The organism is Methylacidimicrobium tartarophylax, assembly GCF_902143375.2.
In the GTDB taxonomy this organism is placed as follows: Bacteria; Verrucomicrobiota; Verrucomicrobiia; order Methylacidiphilales; family Methylacidiphilaceae; genus Methylacidimicrobium; species Methylacidimicrobium tartarophylax.
In genome coordinates, this window is record NZ_CABFVA020000026.1 from 1 (window position 1) to 18,064 (window position 18,064).

The window sequence follows — 18,064 nt, forward strand, 5'->3', positions numbered from 1 at the left end:
CTCGACCCGCCTCAAAGCGGGAACGGCCACGAAGCTGGTATTGAACGCACTGTCGACCATCGCAATGATTCGGACCAACCGGGTTCGGGACAACCTGATGGTCAACGTGCAGCCGAATAGCGAAAAGCTTCGCTATCGCGCCCTTCGTCTCGTCATGGAACTGGTTCCCTGCGGTGAGGGGGAAGCTCTGGACCGCTTGGAGCGAGCGCAATGGCGGGTGGTAGCCGCCATCGACCTGCCGAAGCAATTGCCTCCGGCGAAAGATTAGCTTGCTTTAACGCTGGAGCGAGGGCATGGGCGGCAGTCCCTGCCGGGGACAGAGGGAGCGGAGCTCGCAGTGGAGGCAGTCCGGCTTGCGGGAGCGGCAACGCGCTCGCCCATGGAAGATCAGGCGGTTGCTGAACGCGATCCATTCCCTTCGGGGAATCCGCTCCATCAGGTCCGCCTCGATCCGTTCCGGAAGCTTCTGATCGGTGAGGCCGAGCCGGTAGGAGACGCGCGCAACGTGGGTGTCGACCACAATGCCGACGGGCAAGCCGAATCCATTGCCTAACACTACATTGGCCGTCTTGCGTCCCACTCCGGGCAGTTCGATCAATTCCTCCATCCTCTGCGGCACCTGCCCATCCCAGCGCTCCTTCAGGATCTTTGCGGCCATCCGGATATGGCGCGCCTTAGTTCGAAAAAATCCGAGGCGCCGCAGGGCATGCTCGAGATCTTCGATGGGGGCAGAGGCATAGCTGGCGGCGTTCGGGTACCGGGAGAAAAGCCCGGCCGTAACCAGATTCACCTGCCGGTCGGTGCAGCGGGCAGAAAGAATCGTAGCGATCAGAAGCTCCAAAGGGTTCCGGTAATGGAGCGCCGGCCGGCTATCCGGATAGGTAGTGGCAAGTTGGCGGCAGAGGGCGGCCGCTCTCCTACGCTCCTTCGGCAGCAGGTCGGAGGGAGGGGGCCGGAAAGGCTTCACGAGCAACGGACACAATCGGTCTCCCTGGCGATTAGATCGTAATCGGAGGCTCCTTGGATCACCACATCGGCGAATGTTCCCGGGGCCAGCTTCGGGGAGACAAAGACCCTTCCGTCGACATCCGGCGCATCGGAGGCGGAACGGGCGAGGCCGGGAGAATCGACCAGCACCCGGATCGTTCTCCCGATGGCGTCGGCAGCCCGGCTTCGGACGATCTCCTTTTGCCGAGCCATGAGCTTTTCCCAACGTCGCTTCTTCTCCGTAGCGGAAATCTGTCCTTCGAGCCGGGCGGAGCGGGTTCCCTCTTCCTGGGAATAGGAAAAGACACCGAGCCGCTCGAAGCGTGCCTCGCCGACGAAGTCGAGCAGTCTCTGAAAGTCGTCTTCGCTCTCCCCGGGAAAGCCGACCAGGAAAGTCGTTCGGATCGCTACTCCCGGAATCTCCCGGCGTAGAGAGGCGAGCAGCTCGCGCAATTGCGCTTCCGAGGTGCCGCGTTGCATCCGTTGAAGAACCGGATCGGAGACATGCTGAAACGGAACGTCGACGTAGCGCACCACCTTTTGAGATGCGGCAAAAGTCTGGATAAGCCGATCGTTCCAGTGCGCAGGGTGGGTATACAGGACCCGGATCCAGAAGTCTCCCGGGATCTGATCGAGAGCGCAAAGGAGATCGGCGAGCGTTTCTCCTCGCGTGGAACCATCCGGCGCCGTTTCGCTTCTCATGCGATCCCTGCCGAAATAGGTGGAATCTTGGGAGATGAGAATGACCTCCCGGACGCCGCGGGCAATCGTCTCTTCCACCTCATGGACGAGGGAAGCGATCGATCGGCTCCGGAATCGGCCGCGGATCCGAGGGATGATGCAGAAGGTACACGGATGATTGCATCCTTCAGCAATCTTGACGTAGGCCAAGTGGCTGGGGGTTAGCGGGAAGCGTGGAGAGGAGAAATCGGGAAGAAAGCGGGAGTCGGAGGAGATCGCATCCCGGCGGAAGCCCTCGTTGCGGATGGGGAGCAGGCGAGCGACATGCTCGGCGATTTTGTCGACTTCGTCCAAGCCAAGAAAGAGATCCACCTCCGGGAGAAGAGAGGGCAGATCTTCGCGATACCGTTGGGCAAGGCATCCGGTCACCACGATCTTCTGAGATGGGCTTCTGCCCGAGCGCTCGCGCTCCGGGTGAGAGGAGAGGACCGTACGGATCGCCTCTTCTTTTGCCGGATCAATGAATCCGCAAGTGTTAATGATGAGAACGTCCGACGACGCAGGCTCGAAAGAGACGACGGCACCCGCCTCCGCCAGCCGACCGAGCATGATCTCGGCGTCGATCAGGTTTTTTGCACACCCGAGCGGGATCATCCCGACGGTCTTCCCCTCAAGCGATAAGGGGGTCATGGGGTCGGAAGGGTAAGTTCTTGCGAAGGCGAGGCGGCGGAGGCCATCGAGACCGTCTGTCCGTCGAGGACGATATCGACGACGGAACTGTTGGCCATCTTGATCTGGAACTTGGGGCCGACAAACTCCTTGCGCTCTCCGGCGTGCAAGAGGCCCGCAAACACCTGACGGCTGTGGCCGTCTTCGATCACGTTGACGTGAATCCACGACTCCTTCTTAGCTTGGAGGACCAGATGGTAGGCCTTTGTCGGGGAGGCGAAATCGGCCGAAGGGGAAGCCGTGTCACCCGAGGTTTCCTCTTGCCCTCCTTGCTCCTCGGTCGTATCCGCTTCCTCCGCCGAAGCGGGCGGAGCCGAGGCCGAAGGTGATTCATTCTGTAGAGTACTCTGCGGAGCACTCGGTTCTTCGATGGGATGGACGGGAATCGCCCGGGCGATTCTTACGGGGGGAGCGCTGGCGGACGCCGGCGGCTCCGAGGGCGAGGAGTTCACAGGAAGGGCCTTGCGAACCTCAACGAATTGCGGCGGCGGGGGAAGCGGTGCCCTCTTGCGGATTTCCGGTTCGACCGGCTTCCGGGCGGCCCGACCTTCGGGGGAGAGCTCCAGGCCGGTGATCTCCTTTGGCTCGGACGGCAGGGGGCGGCGATAGGAGGCTACTTGGTAGACGCGGTAGGCGCCCACCGCGCACATGAGGGCGAAGAGCCCGGCAGCCACGAGGAATGCGAAGAGTTGCGGAGTGAACCAACGCCGCGTAGCGGTCTGGGCTCGGCCTTTCAGGAGAAGCGGCTTTTCCACGGTCGGGTACGGCCCTCGACGCATCGGCCAAAACGCCTGATCCAATTGATCGAGCAGTACCTTTTCGTCCAGGTGGAGAACTCGAGAATAGGTACGGAGGAAGTTGCGAACGTAGGCTGGCGCGGCGAAGCTAGCATAATCATCCTGCTCCAAGGCGGCAATCTGCTCGGGCAAGATCTTGGTCGCTTTGGAGGCCGTATGAATGGTCCATCCCAATGCTTCGCGCGCATCGTGCAGCTGATGGCCGATGCTCTTCCCGGGGGGCAGTCTCTTAATGTTGTCGATTGCCATGGCAGAACATGCCTTTATGCAGTCGGGACCGGACCGTCAAGATCAGCGAGAATTTCCCGGGGCTTGGCGCCGTTTTCCGGCCCGACTAAGCCTCGATCTTGGAGTAGATCCATCACCCAGGCAGCTCGATTGTACCCGAGCCGCAGGCGCCGCTGCAGGAGCGAAGTGCTGGCGCGTCTCTCTTGCCAGAGGATTTCCAAGCACTTTTGAACGAGTTCACGATCCGAATCCGAAAGATCGCTGGTCGGGGATTCCCCAGTAAGCTGATCGTGGAGTTCGTTCTCCATTACCGGCCCTCCTTGGGCGCGAACATAGTCCACGACCTCGGCAACCTCCTCTTCCGTAATGTATGCTCCCTGACCTCGAACCGTTTGACCCACCCCTGGAGGCAAATAAAGAAAATCCCCCTTTCCCAAGAGGTTTTCGGCACCATTTTCGTCCAGGATTACCCGGGAGTCAAGAGAACTGCTGACCTGAAAAGCGATCCGGCTGGGGATGTTGGCCTTGATGACTCCGGTGACCACTTCTCTCCGTGGGGTTTGGGTCGCGACAATCAGATGGATCCCGGCTGCGCGCGCCTTGGCGGAAAGACGCGCAATCGCGACTTCAACGTCCGCGGACGCGGCCTGCATTAAGTCGGCCAACTCGTCCACGACTACGGCAATCGCCGGAAGCGGCTTTGGGGGGGCTTCCTCCGGAGCTTTCTCGCCGGAATCTTCTTGGGAAGGGGGAGACGCGCTTGGTCGCCCGGAAAGCTTCTTGAGAATCTGTGCATTGTAGGCGGCGATGTTGCGCACACCCGCCGAGGCCAAAAGCTTGTACCGCTTCTCCATCTCGGTCGTCACCCACTTGAGGGCGGTAATTACCTTCTTGGGATCGACGACGACGGGTACGATCAAGTGGGGAATTCCGTTGTAGATCTGCAGCTCGACCTGCTTGGGATCGACCAGGATGAGGCGAAGCTCTTCCGGACCGAAGCGATAGAGCAGAGACAGCAAGAGAGAGTTCACGCAGACGGATTTCCCGGAGCCGGTCGCTCCCGCGATGAGCAGATGGGGCATCTCGGCGAGATCGGCGATCAGCGGTTGGCCATAGACGTCTTTCCCGAGGGCGATGGGCAGGCGAGCCCGGGTCTGCTGAAACTCAGGAAGCTCTAGGATGTCACGGAGAACCACGGCAGACTTGTTCGGATTCGGAATCTCGATGCCCACGCTGTCCTTCCCTGGGATGGGAGCGAGAATATTAATTTTCTCCGCCCGCGTCGCCCGGGCAATATCCCTTTGGAGGCTCAGGATCCGGTCGACGCGGACCCCTTCTGCCGGATAGAGTTCGAACCGGATCACCGTAGGTCCCTTGGTGATCGTTCCCAGGGTGGTTTCGATGCCGAAGCTGGCCAGGGTTTTTACCAAAAGATCCCCCGTGGTTCGGAGGTCGGCGTCTCCCGGGCCTCCTTTGCGGGGAGGGGGAGCAACTCGGAGCAGACGGAGGGGAGGAGGACAATAGTCCGTCGATCTGCCCGGGGTTGCTGCGCGGATAAACGGCTCGGCCGTGGGCTTCCGGATCGGCTCGAGAACAGCAGGAGAAGGATCACGCGGTGGAGGCGGCTCGGCCGAGTCGATGATCTTAGGGGAGGGCGCTTCTCGCCGCAAGCTGAGCCGATTCTCCTTACCGGAGAGCTTTCGGGAAAGCAGCCTCTCTTCTTCCGCGAGCTTGCGTTCGGCAAGCTCGATGTGACCCCGCACTCCCTCGCGGCGGAGACGTTCTTCCCGGAAGGACGCCCAGCGCTCTTGGGTCCAGTGTCCGAGACGGATGAGGCTGCGAACGGGTTCCGCCTCATAGAGAATCACCAGCAGGAGAAGGCAGGCGACACCCAGAAAGATCTCATTTCCCGTTTTGCCGAGGGCAGGAGAAAGCACGGGGCGATCGAGTAGCTCTCCGACAAAGCCTCCGCTGCTGCCGATGTTCACGCGATACCGCCAGTCGTTTCCGATGTAGGGTTGAACGTTGAAGAACCCGGCTGCGGCGATTAGGAAGAGAATCGCCCAGAAGAGCTTCCATTTCCAGACCACCCGGGCCTGCAGGCTGAAGGCCATCCCTGCGGTCAGCAGCAGAAACGGGATCAGGTAGGCTCCGAGCCCGAAGAGGGAGTAGAGGGCGAAAGCCGTATAGCCCCCCGCCGGTCCGATCGCGTTGGCGGCCTCGGTCTGATGAGGCCACTGGTTGAAGCTAATATCGCTTGGGCGATAGGATACGAGGCTTAAAAGCAGAAGAAGTGCTAGACCAAAGCAGCAGATGCTGCTGACCTCTGCCAGGAGGCGACTCTTGGCTTTCTCCCAGAGCTTCACGGCGCACTTTATCGCGCCCGAAGGGATGCGGGCAACTCGTTTATTCGTTTGCTCCCCAAGGTCGGACGGCTCATGGCTTCGCGTCGTCGCCGGCGGGCCCGGGGAAACGCTTGGAGCAGGGTGGGAAAAAGTCCTTGCCTTTCCGGAGTGGTTGACGTTTGAGTGACTTTATACCCCGTCGGCTTCCGGTTCGCAGCGTCTTCGGTCAAAAAGGCAAGCCGAGTGCCGCGAGTACGAGGGCGCATCGGTCGGTGCCGGTTGGCGAACGGGTTCGGCAAAAGAGGTAGGAAAAACACAAAGAGCAAAAGGAGGACTCCTTATGGCATACGAAACACCTCAGCTTCCCTATTCTTTGGATGCGTTGGAGCCATACATCAATACGCTGACGATGGACTGTCACTACAACGGCCATCACAAGGCTTACGTGAACAACCTGAACAAGGCTCTTGCCGACTATCCCGATCTGGCGGCGAAGAGCCCGGAAGAGTTGATTCGCGATCTGGCGGCCGTTCCGGAAAAGATCCGCACCGCCGTGCGCAATAATGGGGGTGGCCACGTCAACCACTCGATGTTCTGGAAGATGATGGCTCCTCGCGCCGGTGGCGAACCTTCCGGAAAGCTCCTCGAGACGTTAAAGTCCGGTTTCGGAGGCTTCGCTGAATTCCAAGCAAAGTTCGAGGCGGCGGGCCTTGCTCGCTTCGGGAGCGGCTGGGTCTGGCTGGTGCGCAACCCGGCCGGGGCGCTCGAAATCACGTCTACGCCGAATCAAGACAACCCACTGATGGAAGGGAACTATCCCCTTCTCGGATGTGACGTCTGGGAACATGCCTACTATCTGAAATACCAGTTCCGGCGTGGCGACTGGCTGAAGGCGTTCTGGAGCGTGGTGAATTGGCGAGAAATCGAACACCGCTTCGAAACGAAGGCAGCCTAGGCTCTCCCGCTCCGGTCGAAAGTTTGTAGGAAATGCAGGCTAGAAGGCCATAAATTCAGCGGTGCCGAGAATTAAGTCCGCAAGCAAGCCAAGTCCCCCGTAGGTGACGTCGGCCACTCGCGGGAGAGAGCGGCGCAGGCTGGCATAAGCGCATCCGAAGAGCCGTAGGCGTGGACCGACCCGGGGAAGCAGCGTCTGGATCTCCCGAACGCCATCGTCAAGGCAGTAGAGGTACATATCGTCTCCCTGCTTGCTTCGTTCTTCCATGGTCTTGAGAAATGCCGCAAACAAGGGATTCCTTCGATCGACGGTCAGAAGAATGCAGAGTTGTCGAGAGAAGGGAGCGCGTGGCATGGGCAGCGGGAGGTTAATGCCGGACGTTTCGTGGGAAAGCGAGGTTGAGCCGTTGCGCCGATGGGAGGGGGACGGGCATGCGAGCAATCTTCCTCTACCCGGTTCCGGGTGCAAGGGAAGATGCGGAAGAGTTGTCTTTCTGCTGCTGTTGGCGCAGCTTGGATGGATGCACCCGTTCTCGAGCGCGACGGCTGCGCAGAACGCTGCCGCCCCTTTTCGTCTGTCCGTGGGCACGGGCTGCCTGACCGTCGAGGTGGCACGCACGCATGAGGAACTTTCGCGCGGGCTGATGTACCGCCGAGCGCTGGGTGAGGATGCGGGAATGCTCTTTTTGCTCCCGCGCGAGGGCGTAGCGTCATTCTGGATGGCGAACACCACGATTCCGCTTTCGGTCGCTTTTCTCGATCGAGACGGCATTATCCTCGAAATCCACGATCTTCAGCCGCTGGATACCCGCATCGTCTCAAGCCGGAGCGCGCGGGTTTGCTTCGCTCTCGAAGTCAATCAGGATTGGTTCACCCGACATCGCGTCCGAGAAGGAGAAGGGATCCAGCCGGAGGGAGTCACCTGGCAGGATCTCGCCGCCCAGAAAAGTAAGCCATGAACATCTTTAGCGACTATCATATGCATCCTCAGGGCCATCGGCTTCAGCCGTATGGCCGTGCCCTTCTGGAGCCCTGGTCGGATGCTGCCCGCAAGAAAGGGATTCGAGAATTTGCGATCACCGACCACGATCGTTATCACGCGGGAGTCGACTTCGACAGCTTTCGAGAATGGCGTGATCGCAATGAAGATCTGACGATTCGAATGGGAATCGAACTCGACAATGATCCGCAGAACAGCGAAGTCGGGCTCGCTTGGGTGCAACGGAATTGGGAAAAGCTCGATTTCGTGCTAGGCTCCGTTCACTTCCTGGGCGATTGGCCGTTTGATCGTGCCGGAGAGGATGTCGGCTTTTCTCGGCGACCGATCGAGGAGATTTATCGGGAATATGCCGACGCCTTGCGGAAACTCGTTGAAAGGGGATGGATCGATTGCTTGGCTCACCTGGATTTGATCAAGATATTCGGATTTCGGCCCAAGGCCGGCTTCCTGGGCTACTTTGAAGAGGTACTGCTTCTGGCACGGGAGAGAGACTTGGCCCTGGAGATCAGCACAGCGGGCTGGAGAAAGCCGGTGGGCGAGGCTTATCCGGACGAGGAGATCATACGGCGGGCACGAGAGATGGGCATCCCGATTACCTTGGCTTCGGACGCCCACTCCCCCTTTCAGATCGGGGAAGACTATGAGCGGCTCTCCCTATTGTTGAAAAGGTTGGGGATCGGCGAAGTCGCCCTCTTCGAAGGACACAAGCGGAAAATCGTCCCGCTAGCCGCAGCAGAACGCTTGTGAGACCATTCAGGCTAGCTGCGGCCGGCGTGTAGGAAGGGGCCGAGGGCGGCTCCCTCCGGCGACCGGGGCGAGCCGTCCCGAATACGGAAAAACGCCTTTGCCAAGAGAGTCGGAGCATCGAGAGCGCCGAGGGTAGGACGATGGTGAAGGGTGTCGAAATCGAGGTCGACGATTTTTTCGAGAATGCGCCGCCCGCTGTGCCAAGTGAGCTCGATTTCCCAGCGGAGAGGCCGGGGAAGCGTTTGCATCAATCCGTAGCCTTCGTCGAAGAGTTGAAAGGCTCTCTCCACCTCCATGGCGAGCAGTGCTCGAAAGCCGGGGCTGGCGCAACCGGCGAAAAGACTCTCTTCGGTCACTCCGAAGCGCGCCATCTCGTCCCGCGGCAGATAGATGCGGTCCTTCAGAAGATCGACGGAGACATCTTGCCAAAAGTTCGTGATCTGCAAGGCCGTGCAGATGGCGTCCGATGCGGCGAGCTGCTCCTTTGTTCGCTCTCCGTGGATCAAAAGAACGAGCCGTCCGATCGGATTGGCGCTGCGGCGGCAGTAGTCGAGAATTTCAGCAAACGAGGCGTAGCGTTGCTTTTCCACGTCCTGAGCGAAAGCGCTGAGGAGATCCAGGAAGAGTTGAATCGGCAGGTTGAATTGCTGGATCGTGTTGTGAAGCGCCACGAAAATCGGATCCTCCGGCTCGGAGGCCGGATCGCGGACAGCGGCTTCGAAACGGCGAAGGCTCGCCAGTCGGCCCGAAACAGTCCATTCCGGCGGCATCTGTTCGGTGGCGAGGCTCCCGTATCCCTCATCCGCGATATCATCGGCTAAACGGGCAAAAGCATAGACCGCGTGGATATGAGGCCGCAAAGCGTGGCGGACTAGGAGGCCGACCGGAAAGTTCTCGTAATGATGAGCGATGCGTCGGCAGGCGGCATAGGCCATATCGAGAGTCACGTGCTCCTTCTTTTCCGAAAGAGAGATGTTGTCAACTGGGAATGGATGGGTCGTGTGCAAACGGGATCGACGCCGCGCCTCGGCTACGAACTTTGTGAGAGATGCAGGCTAACCCGGCCCACCCTTCCACTGAATAGACGGGAGCGAATCTTCCTGTGTCCATTTCCTACCTTGGTCTGACTGGGGGGATCGCTGCCGGCAAGTCGACGATCTCGGAGCTGCTCCGGCGAGCGGGCTGGTTCGTGATCGATTGCGATGCGATTGCGCGAGAGTTGACGGCACCGGGAGAGCAAACTTGGCAAAAACTGGTTGACGCGTTTGGTGGGGGGATCTTAAATGAGGATCAGAGTATCGATCGAAAAAAGCTCGGGTCGATAGTTTTTGGTTGTTCTCAGTCGCGGAAAACGCTAAACGAGCTCACTCACCCAGCCATCCTCGAAAGGTGGCACAAGGAAGTGATCCATTTTAGGGTCCGGAACCCGAACGGAAAAATCGCTGTTTCGGTTCCGCTCTTGCATGAAGCAGCCCTGGAAGGAGAGTTCGAGAGAGTCCTCTGCGTAGGTTGCTCCTACGCGACGCAACTGCGACGGCTCCTGGCTCGTGGTTTGGAAAGGGAGGAAGCGGAGGCACGGATCGACAGTCAGTGGCCGACGGCGAGGAAAGCGGAGCGCAGCGACGTGCTCCTGTGGAACGACGGTTCGTTGGAACTTCTTGAGCAGCAATTTTCACACTTTGCTCTCGCCTGTGAGGCGTCCTGAATGCGTTAGCCTTCTTTCGCAGGAAAAGGACGTGCAGCGGAATCCGATCGGAGTCCAAGGGAGGTGGGCGGGCTTTTTATGAAGAGGGGAAGAGGGAAACCTCTGTGGAGAAAGAATGAATGCAGATGACATCGATCAGGAGAAGAGCGAACCCAAAAGCGAACCCAAAAGCGGGCTGAATCGGAACGCATCGGTCGGCACCGGTCCCGTGGAGCAGGACGCTCCTCCCGAAGAACAGCGGCAGTCTCGGAGCAATAACCCGGTGCGCAGCGGCGAACCGCGCGGCGGAGAGCAGCAGAACCGCAAGGAGGGAAGCGGGGAATGGGCGCGGTTTCATCCAAGCGGCCAGCCGCTGGGCTTAAGCGAGCTGCAGCGCCTCTCCTTTTCCGATCTCCAGCAGAGAGCCGCCGAATATCAGATCGAGAATCCCGGCCTGCTGCGCAAGCACGAGTTGATCTTTGAGACGTTGCGCCGGCATGCTCAGCGAAACGGTCCAATTGTTGGAGAAGGCGTCTTGGAGGTGCTCTCCGAGGGTTACGGTTTCCTGAGGTCTCCCGCCTATAACTATTTTCCTTGCCCGGAAGATGTCTACGTCTCTCCGGCGCTTATTCGGCGCAATGGCCTCAAAAAAGGGAACCTGGTTTCTGGGCCCATTCGTCATCCCAAGGAAAAAGAGCGATACTTTTCTCTTCTGCAAGTCGAGCGAGTCGAAGGAGAATCGCCGGAAAAGGTTCGCAATCGGATTTTTTTCGACAATCTCACGCCTCTCTTCCCGAACCGTCGGATTTTTCTCGAAGGGAAGTCCAAAGATCCCTCTCTGCGAGTGATCGACTTGGTGACCCCGATCGGCTTCGGTCAACGCGGACTGATCGTCGCACCGCCGAGAACGGGAAAGACGGTTCTCATGCAGAAGATCGCCAATGGGGTCAGCGAAAATCATCCGCAAGCGCACTTGATCGTCCTGCTCGTGGACGAGCGGCCCGAAGAGGTCACCGACATGGAGCGTTCCGTGCGGGGAGAGGTGATCAGCTCGACATTCGATGAAACCCCGGAACGTCATGTGCAGGTCGCGGAAATGGTGATCGATCGGGCGAAGCGATTGGCGGAGACTAAGGTGGACGTGGTCATCCTGCTCGATTCGCTGACGAGGTTGGCCCGTGCTTACAACACGCTTCAGCCGCACAGCGGGAAGATCCTGACGGGAGGAGTCGACGCCAATGCCCTGCAGAAGCCACGGCGTTTTTTTGCAGCGGCAAGAAACTTGGAAGAGGGTGGGAGCGTTACGATTCTAGCCACTGCCCTGATCGACACCGGGTCCAAGATGGACGATGTCATCTTCGAGGAGTTCAAGGGAACCGGCAATATGGAGGTCCATCTGGACCGTGCCTTGGTTGACAAGCGAATCTATCCCGCGATCAACATCGCCAAGTCGGGAACGCGGAAGGAAGAGTTGCTCTACCACCCCGACGAGATTGCCCGCATTCACGTTTTGCGCCGGGCACTCTCCTCCGTTCCTCCCGTGGAGGCAATGGAGTTGCTGCTGGAGCGTCTGCGGAAGACCAAGAGCAACGTCGAGTTTCTTATTTCGATGAATCTCAAGGATTAGCTTTGTGAGACCCGCGGAGTCCGACCACATGAAGATCCTGGTGACCGGAGGGGCGGGATATGTAGGGAGCATCTGTGTCGAGCACCTCCTGGATTCAGGCATTGCCACGGTAGTCGTCGACAACCTTTCGGAAGGACATCGCGCCGCCGTGGATGAGCGGGCGGCGTTTCACTGTCTTGACTTGCGCGACCGCGAGCCTCTTCTGGCCTTGATGCAGAACGAGAAGCCCGATGCGGTCATTCACTTCGCGGCAAATGCATACGTAGCGGAGTCGATGCGCGATCCATCGACCTATTTTCGGAACAACGTCTCCCACGGGATTCATCTTCTCGACGCCATGGTGGCGACCGGGGTGCGGAAAATCGTATTTTCCTCCACCTGCGCGGTCTACGGACTCCCGTTGAAAATCCCGATCGAGGAGCGAAGCGAGACGCGGCCGATCAATCCGTACGGCGAGTCCAAGCTCTGTTTCGAAAAGATCTTGCGCTGGTATGCTGAGATCCATGGGATCGTCCCCCTGATCTTGCGCTACTTCAACGCCGCGGGAGCATCCGAGCGACGCGGAGAAGACCACAGAGAAGAACCGCACCTGATTCCACGGGTCCTGCAGGTGGCTTTGGGACAGCGCAAATCGGTGGAAGTATGCGGAGATGGCTATGCCACATCCGATGGCACGGCAATCCGGGACTATGTGCATGTGCGCGACCTGGCGGCAGCGCATCTGGCCGTGCTGCAAAGAGAGCAGCCGAGTCTCTACAATGTGGGGACCGGCGAAGGATATTCCGTCCTGCAAGTCATCGAAACGGCGCGCGAGGTTACCGGTTGTCCCATTCCCCATAAGCTGTGCCCTCCGCGCCCGGGCGATCCGCCTCGCTTGGTGGCCGATGTCCACAAGATCCGGCAAGAGCTTTCTTGGGCTCCGGCGCATTCCCGGCTTTCGAAAATCATCGAGAGCGCCTGGCAATGGCACCGGACCCATCCGGCTGGCTATCCGGAGCACTTCTAAAAAAGAGAAAGGCGCGGCAGAGCGCGGGGATCAGGCAAAGAAGGGGTGTTTTGCGTCCATGCCTCGTGCTCTTCCGAAGGGGGCGGGCGCAGCCCTTCCGGAAGGAAGCATGAATGCTGCGATCTCGCCTTTTTTCCCTTGTCGAGGGAGCCATGCGGGGGTACACGGAGACAATGGTCGGTCGAGACCGGGAGAGCCAGGGGAAGGCGTGCGCTAAGCCCTTGGTTCGGAATGGCGCCTTCTCCCTTCTGCTAGGGAGAGCGCACAATGGCCTTCCCACTGATTCCATGGTTCCGACTCGCGATCGCGGCAAACAGAACGACGCCGCGAGAAACGTCTGGCGCAGCTCCAAGGCGGCTCAGGCGGTCGCCGCCTTTCTGTTGGTGTCGCTGCCCATAACTGGTCTGGCGGAGAGCATCCGCCTCGACCGAGCCGATCCGCCGAACGAAGCAATCGTCCGGGTAGTCGCCTATCAACAAGGCCATGATCGCGGCATTGTCCGAATGACTGGAACCGGTTTTTTTGTCAATCCGCATGGGCAGCTCATCACGAATCGTCATCTCTTGTCGCGGGCGGTCTTCTGCTCGGTGCTGGTTCACGGCGTCGAGCCGTTCCGGGTCGATCGCATCTTGGCGGAAGCAGGAGATCTGCTCTTGGTACAGATTGCTCTCCCTCCTGGCGTAAAGGTGGGAAGTCTGCAGCTTCGCAAGAGCCGGCCGGTTCCGGGGGAACCGATCCGGATCCAAGGGTATCCTCTGGGCATCGGACCTACCACGGCCACAGGAAAGGTGATCGGGTTTCGTCAGCACCCTTACCACGGATCTCTTTCCTTCGTTGTGGATGTCCCCACCTTTGCCGGTAATAGCGGGGGACCGGTCCTCGATGAGAAGGGGGAGGTCATCGGAGTCTCGACGTTCCGTTCGCTGGAGGGACCGAGCAGGCTCGGAGGCGCGCTCTGCCCGTACATCCTGATGGAAGAGAGCCGGGTTGTCGATCTTGCGTTTGAGGATTGGTCTCGGCGAACCAGAGGAGGAAGAGGTGCCGTCGGTTTCGCCGCAAAAGGATGGAGGGCGTTACAGCGCAGAGAAACCCGCTCGGCCCGAGTCTATTTTGCGTCGGCTCTCCGAAATCAATCCAAGGCTCCATTGGTCTATCAAGGACTTGCCGAAGCTCTCTTGGAGAGTGGAAAAGCGGAGGAAGCCGCCTCGGCTCTCTCGACCGCAATCGAGGAGAGACCGAAAGATTTCCTCGCTCACCTTCGACTTGCGTCCGTCTATCAACAGCTCGGGAAGCCGGAATTGGCAGCTTCGCAGGAAGCAATTGGCCAAAGGATCGAATGGGCGATCTACTCGCGAATCGAGACGGAGGTTGCGGCGCGCGAGGAGACCGGCCTTCCCGGTCTCTGGCAAAAGGCGCGCTTTATTTTTCAGGGACCGGCTGAGTCCCATACCGATTAACCGCTTTCGGCCGGCGGGTTCTGGTGCGGGACTTGCTGCGTCTCGATTTCCTGAAGGATGCGTAAGATGCGATCGCCTCGTTCCAGGGAATCATCGAAGCGAAACGTGAGTTGGGGAGTGAACTTGGATTGGAGCTTCTTTCCTAGGCGATGCTGCCACTCCCTTCGATGACGATGGAGCAGGGAGAGCAACTTATCCCTCGGAATGGGAGACTCCCATGCGCTGATAAAGACGAAGGCTTCCTTTAGATCAGGGGTCGTTTCGACCGCGGAAATCGTGAGGAGCAATCCTTCGAGCAAGACCTCCCTTTGAAAGAACTGAGCAAGCTCCTTTCGGATGACTTGAGACACCCTGATGGCTCGATGTGTACCCATGGTTGCGACTCCAAACGGTTCTTGCCAAGCGAGACGAAGCAGAGGGCGGGCGAAGGAAAAGAGTGGGGAAGCGGAGGCAAGCGAGCTTCAGAAGAGCGGGCTCGGGCCGCGCTCGGCGGCAAAGCACAACCATCAGAGGCTTTGAGGCACTCGCTCCAACTGATAACACTGAATGATATCGTTCGGCTCGTAATCATCGAAATTGCCGAGGCGCATGCCGCACTCCAGCCCCGCGCGAACCTCCGGGGCTTCATCTTGAAAGCGCTTGAGAGTTTGGATGCTCCCGTCGTAAATCGGCTGCTTGCCACGGAGGACCCGTGCCTGCGCTTTTCGGACCATCCGGCCCGATTGCACCAGGACACCCGCAACGGAAAACTTGTTGAGCTCAAACACCTTTTTGACGAGCGCGGTCCCAAGCACGGTTTCGCGGAGTTCCGGTTCGAGCAGTCCTGCCATCGCGTCCCGCACTTGATCGACCAGCTCGTAAATTACGCTGAAGAGCTTAATCTGGACCCCCTCGCGCTTGGCGGCGGCAGCCGCCGAACTATCGGTTTTGACATTGAAGCCAATCACGATGCCCTCGGAAGCTTTTGCGAGAAGGATATCCGATTCGGTGACGGGTCCGGCCGCCGAGTGAATCACCGAAAGTTCGACCTTTTTGCTCGGAATCTTCTCAAGCTGGCCGACCAGCGCTTCAATCGATCCCTGGGTGTCGGCCTTGAGGACTAGGTGTAAGGTCTTGCGTTGCCCTTCTGCGATTGCCGCGAAGAGATTCTCCAGCGTGACCTTCGGACCCACTTCCTGGCGCGGGCGTTTCAACAAGGCCAGTCGTTCCTCTGCAATCTGCCTTACCCTGCGCTCATCGCTTTCTACGAGGAGCTCTTCTCCCGGAGAAGGAAGGCCGCTTAGGCCCGTTACCTTGACAGGGGTGGACGGTCCTGCTTCACGAACCGTCTTCCCGAGGTCATTGATCAGCGCCCGAACTCTCCCCCAATAGGGGCCGCAGAGCACGACGTCGCCGGGACGCAGGGTCCCTTTCTGAACCAAGATGCTCGCCGTCGGTCCGCGACCGGTCTCCATTTGTGCTTCGATCACCCGTCCGACCGCGGGGCCGTCGAAAAGGGCACGCAGCTCGAGAACCTCGGCCTGGAGAAGAATCATCTCCAGAAGATGGTCGATTCCTTTCCCTTTCAGGGCCGACACCTCGCAGAAGATGGTTTCGCCACCAAACTCTTCGGGAGCGAGACCTCGCTCCTGAAGCTGGGTTTTAACCCGGAGCGGATTGGCGCCGGGCGCATCGATCTTGTTGATGGCGACTATGATCGGAACGTTGGCCGCTCGGGCATGATCGATCGCCTCGATCGTTTGGGGCATTGCACCGTCATCGGCCGCCACGACGAGAACGACGATATCGGTGATCGAAGCTCCGCGAGCCCTCATCGCGGTAAAGGCTTCGTGGCCGGGCGTATCGATGAAAGTGATCGATTTGCCTCCATGATGGATCGTGTAGGCACCGATATGCTGGGTGATCCCCCCTGCCTCTCCTGCCGCCACTCGGGTATGCCGAATCGCATCCAAAAGAGTCGTCTTCCCGTGGTCGACGTGGCCCAGGAAGGCCACGACCGGTGAGCGAAGCTGTAAGTCGGGCGTCACCTCCGGCGCCGGCGGCGGTTCTTCCACGACCTTTGGAGCCGGCGGAGGAGGCCCATGCCGTTCCTTGCGCTCCGTTTGGATCTCAAAACCCATGCGAGCGGAAACCTTTTTGGCGACATCCTCGTCCAAAAGCTGGGTCAGCGTTGGGAAGATGTTCAACTCCATCAGGTGGTGGACCATCTGGAAGGGCTTGATTCCCAATAGGCCGGCCAGATCTTTGACGGCAATCGGTCCTCGAAGGGAGATCGTCTTTCTGCCCTCCGCAGCGGAATCGGCGGGAGTCTCCTTCAGAGTTTCTTCCATGGCAGCTACCGGGCTCGCACTGCTCGTCGGAGGATCCTTTCGTTTCGGAGGAGAAATGGTCTGCTTGGTTTTCGGCATGAAATACTCGAGGGCTTAAGAAGCTTTGGCACAAAGCCGCGCGTTTTCACGCATTTTCTTTACAGTCGCTAAATCAACTTCGGGAAGAACCGAGGCCAGATCCGTCTCTTCGCTTTCGGCTACGGCGGCCGGACTCAAAAAGCCTGCCCGTACGATCTGCTCCGCCGTCGACTGATCCACAGAGAGTGCGGTTGCCATCTCCTCGGTTGCTCGGGCCAGCTTTTGCGCAAAGTTCTCTTCCGCAGATTGCTCCCGGGCGACATCGATTTCCCACCCGGTGATCTTGCTGGCGAGCCACGCGTTCTTCCCTTTTCGTCCCAGGGCGATGGAGTAATTCTCTTCGTCCACCACAACCTTCACGCGCTTGCGGGCCTCATCCAACTCGACGCTTTTGATCCGAGCCGGCTTGAGGGCTTCGACGGCCAACTCGGCAACATCGGGTGACCAGCGGAAGAGGTCGATCTTTTCGATGTGGAGCTCCCGCACGATATTCTTGACCCGTGCACCGCGTACGCCCACGCAGGCTCCCACCGGATCGATCTTCGGGTTGGCGCTCCATACGGCGATTTTTGTGCGAAATCCGGGCTCTCTGGCCATAGCCTTGATCTCGACCGTATGATCCGCCACTTCACTCACTTCCAGTTCCAGCAGCTTGCGAACAAAGTTGGGATGGCTGCGCGAGAGGAGAATTTGGGGCCCGTGCGGGGTGTTGTCCACCGCAACCACATAGGCGCGAATCCGATCCCCGATCACATACTCCTCGGCGGGTACTCGCTCACGTGCCGCCATGACGCCTTCATAGCGACCGAGATCCAGGATCACATCCGAGCGCTCGAAACGGCGCACGGTCCCCATCACGATGTGATCCACACGATCCTTGAATTCGGCGAGCACCATCTCCCGCTCGATCGAACGGATCGTTTGATTGATCGACTGCTTGAAAACTTGCGCGGCGATGCGACCAAAGTCCTTTGGGGTCACCTCCACATCGATCAACTGCCCCAACTGGGCCGAGGGGTCCATCTCCTTGGCGCGCCTCAGGGAAACCTGGTCTCGGGGATCGACGACCTTCTCCACGACCTCAAGATTCGCCCTCGCCGTGATTTTGCCGGTCTTCGGGTGGATTTCTACCCGCAAATCTCGCGCCGGCCCGATACTCTTGCGGGCCGCGGCGAGGAGAGCCGACTGCATGGCTTCCAGAAAGGTTTCTCTACGAATCCCCTTCTCCCTCGCCATGTATTCGATGATGGCCAAGACTTCTTGATTCATGACTCTCTCCGGCGATACTTCCAAAGAAAAAAGTGGAAACCCTGCAAGTTTCCACCTTTCCTTTGTAGCAGAATCGCCTTACCGAAAAAATTACGAACGCTTCCTCCAACGGTCAAGGTTTGAATTGTTCCGCTCCACTCCGGAG

General features: G+C 59.2%; 16 protein-coding genes and 1 pseudogene. 8 read left to right on the forward strand and 9 right to left on the reverse strand.

The genetic code is table 11. The features are described 5' to 3' along the window. A pseudogene (gene murQ, locus MAMT_RS11610) lies at window positions 1–268 on the forward strand (N-acetylmuramic acid 6-phosphate etherase); the annotation flags it as partial. Between the two features lie 6 nt (window positions 269–274). Here murQ and nth read toward each other — a convergent pair. The 4 genes from nth to MAMT_RS03500 are packed head-to-tail and all read right to left on the reverse strand — an operon-like array spanning window position 275 to window position 5,788. Beyond that, window positions 275–967 (reverse strand): endonuclease III, encoded by a 693-nt coding sequence (nth, locus tag MAMT_RS03485; RefSeq protein WP_178086896.1) that lies wholly within the window; start codon window positions 965–967, stop codon window positions 275–277. Continuing rightward, window positions 964–2,358, reverse strand: a complete 1,395-nt coding sequence (gene rimO / locus MAMT_RS03490) for a 30S ribosomal protein S12 methylthiotransferase RimO (RefSeq protein WP_246186504.1) — start codon at window positions 2,356–2,358, stop codon at window positions 964–966. The genes nth and rimO overlap by 4 nt, the downstream gene beginning before the upstream one ends. Next, the gene (locus MAMT_RS03495; RefSeq protein WP_142659632.1) at window positions 2,355–3,443 is read right to left on the reverse strand and encodes a helix-turn-helix domain-containing protein; all 1,089 of its coding nucleotides are present in this window, start codon (window positions 3,441–3,443) and stop codon (window positions 2,355–2,357) included. Before MAMT_RS03495 ends, rimO begins: the two co-directional genes overlap by 4 nt. A gap of 14 nt (window positions 3,444–3,457) precedes the next feature. After that, the gene (locus MAMT_RS03500; RefSeq protein ID WP_142659633.1) at window positions 3,458–5,788 is read right to left on the reverse strand and encodes an FtsK/SpoIIIE family DNA translocase; all 2,331 of its coding nucleotides are present in this window, start codon (window positions 5,786–5,788) and stop codon (window positions 3,458–3,460) included. A gap of 319 nt (window positions 5,789–6,107) precedes the next feature. Here MAMT_RS03500 and MAMT_RS03505 point away from each other — a divergent pair, with 319 nt between their 5' ends. Then, window positions 6,108–6,722 (forward strand): superoxide dismutase, encoded by a 615-nt coding sequence (locus tag MAMT_RS03505; protein WP_142659634.1) that lies wholly within the window; start codon window positions 6,108–6,110, stop codon window positions 6,720–6,722. Window positions 6,723–6,761: 39 nt separating this feature from the next. On the opposite strand, the gene MAMT_RS03510 is transcribed toward MAMT_RS03505, so the two are convergent. Beyond that, window positions 6,762–7,076, reverse strand: a complete 315-nt coding sequence (locus MAMT_RS03510; protein ID WP_178086897.1) for a hypothetical protein — start codon at window positions 7,074–7,076, stop codon at window positions 6,762–6,764. Window positions 7,077–7,092: 16 nt separating this feature from the next. Here MAMT_RS03510 and MAMT_RS03515 point away from each other — a divergent pair, with 16 nt between their 5' ends. Further along, entirely contained in the window at window positions 7,093–7,680 is a 588-nt protein-coding gene (locus MAMT_RS03515; protein ID WP_178086898.1) for a DUF192 domain-containing protein, read from the forward strand. Then, window positions 7,677–8,468, forward strand: coding sequence for a histidinol-phosphatase HisJ family protein (locus tag MAMT_RS03520; protein WP_142659637.1), 792 nt, complete (start codon window positions 7,677–7,679; stop codon window positions 8,466–8,468). The genes MAMT_RS03515 and MAMT_RS03520 overlap by 4 nt, the downstream gene beginning before the upstream one ends. Window positions 8,469–8,479: 11 nt before the next feature. Here MAMT_RS03520 and hpnC read toward each other — a convergent pair whose 3' ends face one another. After that, complete coding sequence (gene hpnC / locus MAMT_RS03525; RefSeq protein ID WP_246186505.1) at window positions 8,480–9,415, reverse strand: squalene synthase HpnC; 936 nt, start codon at window positions 9,413–9,415, stop codon at window positions 8,480–8,482. Between the two features lie 155 nt (window positions 9,416–9,570). Between hpnC and coaE the strand changes: the two genes are divergently transcribed. From coaE to MAMT_RS03545, 4 genes are all read left to right on the forward strand, one after another. After that, the gene (gene coaE / locus MAMT_RS03530; protein ID WP_246186506.1) at window positions 9,571–10,173 is read left to right on the forward strand and encodes a dephospho-CoA kinase; all 603 of its coding nucleotides are present in this window, start codon (window positions 9,571–9,573) and stop codon (window positions 10,171–10,173) included. 115 nt (window positions 10,174–10,288) lie between these two features. After that, on the forward strand, window positions 10,289–11,779 hold the full coding sequence (rho, locus tag MAMT_RS03535; protein WP_246186507.1) for a transcription termination factor Rho: 1,491 nt from the start codon (window positions 10,289–10,291) through the stop codon (window positions 11,777–11,779). A 4-nt stretch (window positions 11,780–11,783) separates the two neighbouring features. After that, window positions 11,784–12,785, forward strand: coding sequence for a UDP-glucose 4-epimerase GalE (gene galE, locus MAMT_RS03540; protein WP_342799820.1), 1,002 nt, complete (start codon window positions 11,784–11,786; stop codon window positions 12,783–12,785). A gap of 113 nt (window positions 12,786–12,898) precedes the next feature. Further along, complete coding sequence (locus MAMT_RS03545; protein ID WP_142659638.1) at window positions 12,899–14,242, forward strand: S1 family peptidase; 1,344 nt, start codon at window positions 12,899–12,901, stop codon at window positions 14,240–14,242. Here MAMT_RS03545 and rbfA read toward each other — a convergent pair. From rbfA to nusA, 3 genes are all read right to left on the reverse strand, one after another. Continuing rightward, window positions 14,239–14,616: a 30S ribosome-binding factor RbfA gene (gene rbfA, locus MAMT_RS03550; RefSeq protein ID WP_142659639.1), complete on the reverse strand. Its 378-nt coding sequence runs from the start codon at window positions 14,614–14,616 to the stop codon at window positions 14,239–14,241. The genes MAMT_RS03545 and rbfA overlap by 4 nt on opposite strands. 132 nt (window positions 14,617–14,748) lie before the next feature. Next, the gene (gene infB, locus MAMT_RS03555; protein ID WP_246186508.1) at window positions 14,749–16,572 is read right to left on the reverse strand and encodes a translation initiation factor IF-2; all 1,824 of its coding nucleotides are present in this window, start codon (window positions 16,570–16,572) and stop codon (window positions 14,749–14,751) included. 93 nt (window positions 16,573–16,665) lie between these two features. Beyond that, the gene (nusA, locus tag MAMT_RS03560; RefSeq protein WP_142659641.1) at window positions 16,666–17,919 is read right to left on the reverse strand and encodes a transcription termination factor NusA; all 1,254 of its coding nucleotides are present in this window, start codon (window positions 17,917–17,919) and stop codon (window positions 16,666–16,668) included. Window positions 17,920–18,064: the final 145 nt, after the last annotated feature.

What these genes read in the sequence shown, in the direction of transcription:
- rho (WP_246186507.1), top strand. Translation starts at nt 10,289, where the DNA reads ATGAATGCAGATGACATCGATCAGGAGAAGAGCGAACCCAAAAGCGAA.
- MAMT_RS03495 (WP_142659632.1), bottom strand. Translation starts at nt 3,443, where the DNA reads ATGGCAATCGACAACATTAAGAGACTGCCCCCCGGGAAGAGCATCGGC.
- rimO (WP_246186504.1), bottom strand. Translation starts at nt 2,358, where the DNA reads ATGACCCCCTTATCGCTTGAGGGGAAGACCGTCGGGATGATCCCGCTC.
- MAMT_RS03545 (WP_142659638.1), top strand. Translation starts at nt 12,899, where the DNA reads ATGCTGCGATCTCGCCTTTTTTCCCTTGTCGAGGGAGCCATGCGGGGG.
- MAMT_RS03510 (WP_178086897.1), bottom strand. Translation starts at nt 7,076, where the DNA reads ATGCCACGCGCTCCCTTCTCTCGACAACTCTGCATTCTTCTGACCGTC.
- nusA (WP_142659641.1), bottom strand. Translation starts at nt 17,919, where the DNA reads ATGAATCAAGAAGTCTTGGCCATCATCGAATACATGGCGAGGGAGAAG.
- MAMT_RS03505 (WP_142659634.1), top strand. Translation starts at nt 6,108, where the DNA reads ATGGCATACGAAACACCTCAGCTTCCCTATTCTTTGGATGCGTTGGAG.
- rbfA (WP_142659639.1), bottom strand. Translation starts at nt 14,616, where the DNA reads ATGGGTACACATCGAGCCATCAGGGTGTCTCAAGTCATCCGAAAGGAG.
- MAMT_RS03515 (WP_178086898.1), top strand. Translation starts at nt 7,093, where the DNA reads ATGCCGGACGTTTCGTGGGAAAGCGAGGTTGAGCCGTTGCGCCGATGG.
- MAMT_RS03520 (WP_142659637.1), top strand. Translation starts at nt 7,677, where the DNA reads ATGAACATCTTTAGCGACTATCATATGCATCCTCAGGGCCATCGGCTT.
- infB (WP_246186508.1), bottom strand. Translation starts at nt 16,572, where the DNA reads ATGGAAGAAACTCTGAAGGAGACTCCCGCCGATTCCGCTGCGGAGGGC.